This is a genomic window from Pseudomonas sp. EpS/L25 (assembly GCF_001512295.1).
In the GTDB taxonomy this organism is placed as follows: Bacteria; Pseudomonadota; Gammaproteobacteria; order Pseudomonadales; family Pseudomonadaceae; genus Chryseomonas.
The window spans coordinates 1-10064 of record NZ_LNUP01000008.1 but is presented as its reverse complement, the minus strand read 5'-3'; the positions used below and the strand labels follow the sequence as shown (position 1 = coordinate 10064).

The 10064-nt window shown below is 59.1% G+C and carries 2 protein-coding genes and 4 pseudogenes; 1 reads left to right on the top strand and 5 read right to left on the bottom strand.

Annotated features, from left to right (window positions below; translation table 11 throughout):
* From AR540_RS24735 to AR540_RS08905, 4 genes and pseudogenes are all read right to left on the bottom strand, one after another.
* Nucleotides 1-247 (bottom strand): IS5 family transposase (locus AR540_RS24735; protein WP_059226329.1); only part of this gene is annotated, 247 nt, incomplete at its 3' end.
* A pseudogene (locus tag AR540_RS24730) lies at nucleotides 205-876 on the bottom strand (OB-fold nucleic acid binding domain-containing protein); the annotation flags it as partial. The gene AR540_RS24735 and the pseudogene AR540_RS24730, both read right to left, overlap by 43 nt.
* Nucleotides 876-1130, bottom strand: a pseudogene (locus tag AR540_RS08910) (recombinase family protein); the annotation flags it as partial. The pseudogenes AR540_RS24730 and AR540_RS08910, both read right to left, overlap by 1 nt.
* A gap of 335 nt (nucleotides 1131-1465) precedes the next feature.
* Nucleotides 1466-2836: pseudogene (locus tag AR540_RS08905) on the bottom strand (transposase).
* Between the two features lie 339 nt (nucleotides 2837-3175).
* Here AR540_RS08905 and AR540_RS08900 point away from each other — a divergent pair.
* Nucleotides 3176-9772 carry a hypothetical protein gene (locus tag AR540_RS08900; RefSeq protein ID WP_059228111.1) on the top strand — a complete coding sequence of 2199 codons (6597 nt, stop codon included), beginning with the start codon at nucleotides 3176-3178 and terminating at the stop codon, nucleotides 9770-9772.
* A 173-nt stretch (nucleotides 9773-9945) separates the two neighbouring features.
* Here AR540_RS08900 and AR540_RS26195 read toward each other — a convergent pair.
* Nucleotides 9946-10064 (bottom strand): annotated as a pseudogene (locus AR540_RS26195) (IS30 family transposase); the annotation flags it as partial.

The window sequence follows — 10064 nt, the reverse complement described above, 5'->3', positions numbered from 1 at the left end:
GTAGGCGCTCGAGAACTCGATCAAAGGTGCCGTCATCTCGCCAGTCACGAAACCGCTGATACACCGTCGACCAGGGGCCGAACCGCTCTGGCAGGTCGCGCCAGGCAGCACCTGAACACAGGATCCAGAAGATGCCATTGAGCATCAGCCGGTCATCACTGCGTGGCCGCCCCCTCTTCTGCTCAGGCGAAACAACATCTGCAATCAGCTCCCACGCTTCATCCGGGAGTTCGTAACGCTTTGCCATGCGGCCCTCCAGCCCCTCATGGTGCCAATTCTACTCGCTCGGATTTTTCGTACAGAGCCTAGGTCCTGAAGCCTACCTGCTACCAAGTGCAGGACCCCATCGCGGTTTCCATCGTCCCGTCTACCCGCAGTAATTTAGACGCCACCAGCTCTCGCCGCTGGCGCTCCGCCAAGGTACGCCACACCACCACGTTTACCATCCCGTACTCGTCCTCGAGCGTTACGAAGGTCACGCCGCTAGCGGTACCAGGCCGCTGTCGGCCAACCACCAGACCGGCAATTCGGGCTGGTTGGCCGTGGCGCCGTTCCTTCAGCTCCAGCGAACTCATCAGCCGCCGGGCCGACAGCTCCGGGCGCAGCAGGGTGCGGCCCCAGTGTGGTTCCCAAGGAGGCGTAGTCAGAGTAGAGGTCCTCGCCCACGGTAGGTGCGATCAGATCCTGGATTTCCTTCTCAAATACCGCGCCCTCAGCAAAGAGGGGTAGCTGCGGCTCGATTGCGGCCATTGCCCAGCGGGCCTGAAACCGGTGCCCGGCCAACCCCTTCAAGGCTCCCGCATCCGCCAGACACTTCCGGGCCTTGGCATCCAGGCCAGCGCGCAGGCACAAATCGGTGACATCCGGGAATGGCCGCGCAATTGGTCCCAGGTCGCCCGATCGAGACGAGATAGCCGGTCCACCGCTTCCACCAGCAGCACGTCCCCCGGCTCGGCGTCGGCCAACAGGCGCAGTAGCTCGCGACGATCCAGCAAAGTGCCCGAAGCGTTTTCGACATAGGTCGCGGCAATCCTCGTCCCGTGTTCGGCGGCGAAGGTGCGGAGGGCCTCCCGGGCGCCTGTAGCGTCCTGGTCGTCGGTCGAGGCTCTGAGATAGGCGCGAACGAACATGGCGGGCTCCGGTGTAGTCGTTTGGCGTCTCGAAATATAACCGTAGTCGTTTGGGTCTGCTGGACTACTTTTCGCCACATCCTGAGCCCTGGCGATAGGTGTAGCGCGTGAGGTACAGGCAAAAGCGCTCAGTCAAATCGGTAGAAGCGGACTAAGATGAAGGGGCGATTTCGGCCGATTCTGTTGAAAAAGTAGGTTCTGCGGCAGGCAGCCGGTCAGCTGTGCCTGCTGTCGAAGTGGCTGCAAGCCACTTCAAGTTGTCTTTCGGCGTTTCACTGAGCGTCCTTGCTCAGGTTGAAGGTTAATCCGAGGGTTTCTGCTCTACGCAGGCGTATCTATCCCGTGAGCGGTGGCCCTTGAGGCAACAGCTTGGCCATGCGGCGTAGGTTCTGCACCGTCGCGGCCAAGGTGAATTCGTCAGTGGCACCCGTCAGGCCACGCAGTCGTAAACGGTCGAGTTTCATGATCCGCTTGAGGTGGGCGAAAAGCATCTCCACCTTCTTCCGTTCGCAACGAGAGACGAGGTATTCCGGTGTCTTCGCGATGCCTCGAGCCAAGTCACGGGCAGCCTCATGGATGCTACGAACGATCTTCCGAATCGGCGTGTTGGGGCAGCACTTCGCTTTTAACGGGCAGGTAGCGCAGTCGATTTAGCTGGAGCGGTAGATGATGGTGTTGGTCTTGGTCACCCGCGATCTTTTCTGGGTGAAGGCACGCCACTCACTGCGTAGCGGATTGCCGGCAGGGCAGCGGTATTCATTGGCCTCCGGATTCCAGTGGAAGTCGTTACTGGAGAGGCTGTCGTCCTTGCGCTCGGTCTTGTCCCAGACTGGGACATGCGGCTCGATGTTCTTTTCTTCGACCATCCAGGCCAGCATCGGAGCCGTGCCATAGGCGGTATCACCGATGAGGCGCTCTGGTGTGAGATCGAACTGCGCTTCGACTCGCTCCACCATCGTTTTGGTCGAATCAACTTCGGCAGTGCGGTGCGCCGGTGTCGCTTCCACATCCATGATCACGCCGTGCTCAGTGTCGATCAGGTAATTCGTGGAGTAGGCAAAGTAGGCTGGGCCGCCTGGCGCTGCAGTCCAGCGAGCCAGCGGGTCGGTGAGGGAAATCTTCTTAGGGAGGGCTTCAGCCAACGCCTCTTCATCGAGGGCTTCGAGGTACTCACGTACGGAGCGGCTGCTGAGCTTTGGATCGCTCCAATCGACCTCATCACCCGCCACCCCACGTTGCCGGCTGGCATCCGCCTTGATGATGCTGGCGTCGACAGCGAAACCTTCACCTTTTACCAGGCCTGCCGCCATGCAGCGGCGCAACACCTCATTGAACAACCAGCGAAAAAGATCGCTGTCACGGAAACGGCCATGGCGATTCTTCGAGAAGGTCGAGTGGTTGGGTACTTCGTCTTCCAACCCCAGCCGGCAGAACCAGCGATAGGCCAGGTTCAGGTGCACCTCTTCGCACAATCGCCGCTCGGAGCGGATGCCATAGCAGTAGCCGACGACCAGCATGCGCACCATTAATTCCGGGTCAATCGAGGGGCGTCCGATGGGGCTATAGAAATCCGCCAGGTAGCTGCGCAAGTTACTGAGATCCAGACACTGGTCGATGCTGCGCAGGAGATGTTGGGCTGGGACGTGATCCTCCAGATTGAACGAGTAGAACAGGCGCTGCTGTCCTCCCGGTAGCTGTCCCATCATGCTGTTCGCCCCCCTCGCTCGCTGACAGAGCAATTCTGCCGACGGCATGGGGACGCAGCTACTTTTTCAACAGAATCGGCCGGTAGCGGATAGTCGTACAAGCCGTGAATACTGTTTAGATGGCGCATGGTCTCGACTTGATGAGCTGCGCCTAGGTGCCCAAGCCTATCCCCCGATCAATGGTTTAGGCCCTAGCCTGTGATCAACCTTCGCACTGCGTGGTATTGTCGATACTGAGCCAACAGGACTTGGAGGCAGTCCTATTTGTCCGGTTGATGCTGCAGGTCACTAGGCTGGCTTTTGAAATCAGGACGATAGACGAGATGCATCAAGCCAATCATGAGTGACGACGAAGCCGGTACAGAACCAATTGCAATCGACAAACTTCGAGCATCAAAGGCGGGTCATGCCTTCCATGAAGCTTGGGCCGCGCGCACCGCTCTTGAACTCCTGCCGCCGTCGACCGACCTTACCGCGATCACGCTCGAGGGTTTCGATGAACGAGACGAAGAGAGCTTGGGAACCGGCGCGATCGAGATTGCTGATCTTGTCCGGTACCACGGCGCCACCGGTGTTGCACGGGCGCATCGAGTCACGGTCGTTCAGTTCAAATATTCGATCGCAAGCGCCGACACGGCAGTGCGAGCTGCTGACCTGGCATCAACTCTTACCAAGTTTGCCCTGAGCGATGCTGAGCTTCGAGCAACGCATGGCGATGATCATGTTCTCACCGTGGTCCGGTATGAATTTGCGACAAACAGGCCCATACACGAGAACTTAGGGAAGGCGATCTCAGCGGTCGTCGCAGGCACGCAAGAAGCCGGTGATATTGCCCGCCAAGCAGGTCAGCTTGAGCAAGCTCTAAAAGACTATCCCCATCCCTTTGTTGACCTGTTACGGCGACTGGAATTAGTCGGCAGCAAGGGAAGCTTGACCGAGGCTGAGCGTGCGATTTCAACAACTCTCGCGTCATGGAGTGAACCAGGGGATCCGGATGCGGAGAAACGCCTGCTCAAGTTGCAGAATCTCATCAGGATCAAGGCAGGTCCCGGTAGCGAGACGGACAAACGAATTGATCGGGTAGCGGTCCTAGCTGAGCTGGAGGTGGAGCACGAGGACCGCCTGTATCCCACGCCTGACGCGTTCCCTGAAGTTGAGATCGTCATTCAGCGCGACGTTCTTGGCGACATTACAACCCTCGCCCGCGAAGCTGCTCTTCCTCTCGTTGTCCATGCTGCGGGCGGGATGGGCAAGACTGTCTTAATGCGAGGCCTCGCCGACCTATTGCGAGCCGATGGCCCCGTGGTGCTCTTCGATGGCTTCGGCGCGGGTCGCTGGCGTGATCCCGCCGACGCACGGCACCTCCCAGAGAGGACACTTGTCCACCTTGCTAATCTCATGGCCGGGCAAGGTCTGTGCGACATTCTGTTGCCAGTGGCGGACGTAACGAGCTTGCTGAGGGCGTTCCGCCGACGGCTCGCCCAGTCGGTAGAAACGGCTCGGCGAACTCGCAGCGATGCATGTGTTTCACTGGTACTTGACGCGATCGACCACGCCGGGCTGGCCGCGCGGGATACCGGGACATCATCGTTCGCACACCTTCTCATGCGCAGCATCAGCGTCGATCCAATCGATGGTGTTCGCATCGTCGCATCGTGCCGGACTGAACGGCTCGCGCTGGCAACCGGCGATGCCTCGCATCGTCCCTTCTCGGTTCCACTGTTCACTGACGTGGAAGTACGTTCCCTCGTTGAGCGACGTGTACCGGATGCTTCGGCCGACGAGATTGCCGCTCTGCAAACACGGTCAGGTCGCAATCCACGCTGTCTTGACAACCTGATTACGACCGGACGGCCATTTGATCCCGTGTCCTTCCCTGACGCCCCGCAAGAGCCGCAAGATCTGCTCGACGTGCTGCTTCGCAAGCGTCTTACTGAAGCGCGCGAATCTACACGCGCTCGCGGTGCAAGCGATGCGGACATTGACCTCCTGCTCACAGGCATCGCCTTGCTGGTGCCCCCAGTTCCCATTGAAGAGCTTGCTGCGGCACACGGCTTGATCGCGGAGCAGGTTGAAAGCTTCGCGGCTGACCTCGCCCCCTTGCTTGAGCGAACGCCACACGGCCTGATGTTCCGCGATGAACCGACCGAGACCTTGATCCGATCGAGCTACGGCGCGAGCCAAGCCGGTCGCGATCGCGTTACCGCCGCTCTCCAAGAACGCCAGCTCTCCTCAAACTATGCAGCCCGGGCACTGCCAGCGTTGCTCACCTCGCTACGCGATGCCGATCAGCTCATCCAACTGGCCTACGACCTGCGTGTTCCCCGAGGCGCTTCACAAGTAAGCGCACGCGACATCCGTCTATCGCGGATCACTGCCGCGATAGCACTGGTGGGAGAGCTGAACCGACGTGACGATCTTCTGCGCCTACTTCTGGAAGCGTCGCTCGTTGCCGCAGGCCACGAGCGATCCGACCGTTTTCTATATGAGCACCCTGATCTCACCGCAGTAGCCGGTGACCCCGAAGCCTTGCGACGGCTTTCCGCTACTAATGTTGGCTGGCCTGGGGGAAAACACGCCGCACTTGCACTTGCGAACGCCTTCGCAGGCGACCGAGACGAGGCTCGTCGTCACGCCCGCCGATCAATCGATTGGCACAATTGGGCTGCGCAGGCCAAAAGCAACACGCGCTTTAACGAATCGAGCACCTCAAGGCAGTGGGACGATATTGGCTTCGCCTATGTGGAGATGCTGGCGGGCAATGACGTGCGCGTTGCGGAGTTCTTCGCTCGTCGAGAAGACGGTACGGCCTTCGCTAAGTTTTTGGACTTATTCGATCTTCTGGATCGACACCAGCATTCGGCACATCCACCCAAGACGCGCATCGCAAGGCGGCTGTTGCGTTGCCGAATACCATCTCGCGCGCTCTACGCCGCCGCGCTTCCATTCGTCGGTCGTGATCCATCTCACGCCAGAAGACTTGTCGCGGCACTTGCTGCCGCATCTTCTGCGAATGGCAAAAGCGACGACTTGGCGATGGCCAGTATGCTGGCATCGGCGCTGGCTATAGAGCTCGGCATGGAGAGAGAGGCAGCGAGCATCCTCGCTGGAACTGCATTTACACCGCCAAGCATCTATGACTATTCCAGTCAGTATCTGAGCGACCGCGCGATCCATGTGACCGTAATGGCCGCCGGCGTTCGAGCTGCATTGAAGCGGAAGCGCGCCGCCTTGATTGACATGGCGCCGGCGGAATTCATCGGATTGGTGCCTGCAAGTGCTCGATTGCGGGGGGCAGCGACCTTCAGTCGAGCGCTTAACCAGAAGCTGGCGGCTCCGAAGTTCGATGGAAGTCGGTGCCGGCGGAAAAGGCGTGGCGGACTCGATGAGGAGAAGCGATCGGACTACTCGCGTGCGCTTGGCAGCCGGATCTTGCCGTTGCTGAACTATGCGCAGGATGTTGCTGACATCATTCGTCCGCCAAGTGGGAAGTCACGGGACGAGATGGTATCCGCAGCCTTTGACCGGCTTGTCCATGATGTCGAGCAGTCATCCAACTATCCATACCGGGACGGGAAGGCGTATCTCGCGCGAACTGGTTTCCGAGTGATCTTCGATCTTGCCAATGCGTTGGGTGCGCTCAATGCCCCGCTTGCGAAACGCATGGCCGAGTGGGCCGCGAGTGCACCGGGCCTATTCACGCCGGAGCTTATCAATACGGTTGCTCGACTATCGCGCATCCCCCAGTGCCATGATGCTGCGCTCCTCCTTGCCGGCCATATCGAGCGCAAGATCCAACTCGATACCGATGTCGGAACCAGGATTTCATCCTACGGTGACCTCGCTCGCGCAGCGTGGCGAGTGAGCACCGAAGAAGCAGCAGCCTATTTTCGCCGTGCGCTCGATCTTGCCGAGGCAATTGGATCGGATGACTTCGATCGTACCAATCACTTGCTGGAGCTGACCGGCCACTATTCGGGGCCCGAACTTTCGCCGGCGGCGGCGCACACTCTGGCTCGTATCCTCGAACTGAATCAAAACGAGGATGGCAAATTCCCCTGGACTGAATACGCGAAAACGATGGTGCCGATTGCTGGTCGGGCGACGTTGGCTACGCTGGCACGGCTGGACGATCGTGACGCTGCTCGACTCGGACTGTCACTCGGCCCAGCGCTAACTATCCTCGTTCGTGACTCGAAGCTTTCTGTTGAAGTCGCCGTCGCTCTATTTGGTTTGGCTGCTCCGGTCGAAACGTGGACGTGGCACATCTCGGGCTTCGCGTCAGAGGTCATTTGCCGTCTACCTCATGAGCGACGGGAATGGTTCTTCGATCTCCTTCTGGTCGAGATTGATCGCGGGGATCAATTGTCTCCCGCACGAGAAACGATCGAACGACTACATCACCTCGCTGAGCGCAGTCTTCCCGCCGCTTCTCAGGCTCGAACACGAATCGAGGGCCTGCTTACTCGCCTTGGCCCCCGATCCGAATCGCGAACGGCCATACCCTCCTCGACCGCGTCGGAGCCACTACCCGTCTTCCCAGTGGATCTCGCGGACTCAGACGATATTGACCGTCAGATCCTCAGCGAGGAGATTGACCAGTCAGGGAGGCGCTGGCCGGTTTGGACACTGATTGATTTGGCCAAGCGAGCAAACTCTCCCGCCGAGCGCCTCGGGTTCGTCCGCGCAGTCGTTGAAGCAACGGCCGCCACGCTTGCCGACAAAATCCACGCGCTGGACGACTACTTGGAGGCGTGGGGTAGGTCGTCGGCAGCTATGCGTGATGCTCTGCCTGACTTGGGACTGCGTCTTGCCACCAAGCACGCCGCCGAACTTGCCAGTTCAAGCACCGACGCGTGGGGTAACTGGCGGGGGCTGGAGCAGCATTTTCATGCCGACCGTGCAGCACTTGTTGAGCATGTACTAGCAGCACTCCGGAGCACCGCGGACAGTCTTGGTGGTAATGCCTGGCTCGCACTCGCCGCGAGACTGGCACCTGACGTCAGTGCCAGCTCCATTGCGGAAGGCCTCGAACGGTTTCTGGCTAACACAGATGAAAAGCTGCCGCCCGAAGTTGGGGACGGGCCGTGGGACGCGCGTTTTATGATTCCGTCTGATGAGGCGACATTCGTGGCGGGACTCGTGTGGGCGAGGCTCGGCCATGCTATCGCAGCAATGCGCTGGCGCGCAGCCCATGCGGTGCGGCACCTGGTGGTGGCCGGACGTTTCGATGTCATTGAAGGACTGATCGAGCGTTTCGGGTCTGCTTCGAGCTTACCTTTCGGCGATGCGAAGCTGCCTTTCTACGTAATGCATGCGCAGCTCTGGCTTTTGATAGCGCTCGCTCGCGTAGCGAAAGACGCTGCTCCCGCATTTGCCCCCCACCGCGCGTTCTTTGAGCGGATCGCCTTTTCCGCTGAGTTTCCGCACGTCGTCATGCGTGCGTTCGCGATATATACACTTCGCGAGCTTGCGCATGCACTGGCACCCGAAGAGCGTGAAGCTCTTATCGCCAAGCTTGGCCCGGCAAACCAATCGCCCTTTCCATCTGCTCCCCGAGCCGACTATCGCGAGTTCCGGTATGCCCCCAGGCCAGATACCTCGCCGCGACCAGAGGATGACTTCCACCTCGACTACGACTTCAACAAGTACCAGGTCGAGCGCTTGTGCCATGTCTTCGCTTGTCCAGGCTGGGAGGTGGAAGACCGTATCAACGCATGGGTGCGGAGTTGGGACACAGCCGTCCGAGGAATGCACGATTGCCCACGTAGCAGAAGCGATGACGCATCTTGGTCGTCGGGATATGTTCCGGACCGAGATCGGTACGGGGGATATCTCGGATGGCATGCACTCATGCTTGTTGCTGGTGAGTTGCTGGCGACACGGGCGGTTGTCGGCGAGGACTGGAGCGGTGATGCTTGGGCTGCGTTCCTGAGGGAATACACGCTATCAAGAAACGACGGTCTCTGGCTTGCCGATCTCACCGATCCGTTTCCGCTCGACCTTACCAAGGAGGCGGACATGCATATGCCGGAGAGCGGTAAGAGAGGCACCGCCCGCGAAGACAGCAATCTGCTTGCACCGTTGCTCGGCTTGCTGGACGGAAAGGTTGCGAAGGATTGGCTTCCGGTCGCAGGACGTTGGTCGATCGGACGCGACACAACTGTCACACTTCAAACCGTACTGGCGAATGCTAACGATGCGCGAGCGGCGGTCATGACGTTGCTGTCAGACGAAGAATTTTTTAGATGGCTGCCCGACGATCAAGATGAGATTACCCGTCAATTCGGCGGTGACGGCCATACGGCCCAACCATGGATCGAGAAGGCATCGAACACCGAATACCAGCTTGATCGGCATGATCCCTACGGTGCGGCTACCGCGCTCGACAGACCTTATCCATCGAGTTGGACGCAGAACCTGTTGGGGACAGTCACTGATGATGCAGTAGGTCGGAGCTGGTCAAACGGCGGTACGGCAGCATATCGCGCTGAAGCCTGGGGGGCAGAGGGTGGACGGGGTGAGTACGCTTGGAGTGAAACCGGGTACCGATTGTTCGCCACCCGTTCCGCATTGCTTTCATTACTCAAGCAAACCGTCCGTAGTCTTGTTGTTGTGCTCAAGGTCCAAAAATATCATAGAGGTAAGTCGAGCGGACGCAGCGGTGACACTAGCGCCTTTACGCATCGGTCGCTTGTGGTCGTAATAAACGAACGCGGCCAGATTTGGTCACCGCGACGCATCTCTCGGCTAGCCAAAGAAGCCCTCACGAAGCTCGATCCTGATCACCGCCAAGATTTTTATTCGAGGTTCCGCGCGATTGCTGGCCTGCCAGATGAAAGGCTGTCTCGGCGCAAAGATCTACCTAATTACGATGAGCTGTATCGTTCCTTTCTCAAAAGACTCTCGCCCGATCAGGCAGATGAGGGGCTTTGATCCTCTCTTAAATCTCAATGGATTTTTGGGAAGCATTAATTGGTATAGGTATATTTAAGTTAGGAGAATGGCCGTTTACTGCAGTGCCAGATGAGCAGTACGCTCTGTGTTGGAGTGAATGTCCGCTTGGGCCGGTAGCTGCCCACCGCCAACGGCAGCTTTGGGTTGTGGATTCAACCGGTCGACGCAACAGCGTGGTTAAAACACTCGGCGGGAGTCGAGTACCCCAGGGTCTTTCTGGGACGCTCGTTTAACTGCCGAGCCACTTCATCCAGTTCGTCCTGCGAATAGA

What these genes read in the sequence shown, in the direction of transcription:
- AR540_RS08900 (WP_059228111.1), top strand. Translation starts at nt 3,176, where the DNA reads ATGAGTGACGACGAAGCCGGTACAGAACCAATTGCAATCGACAAACTT.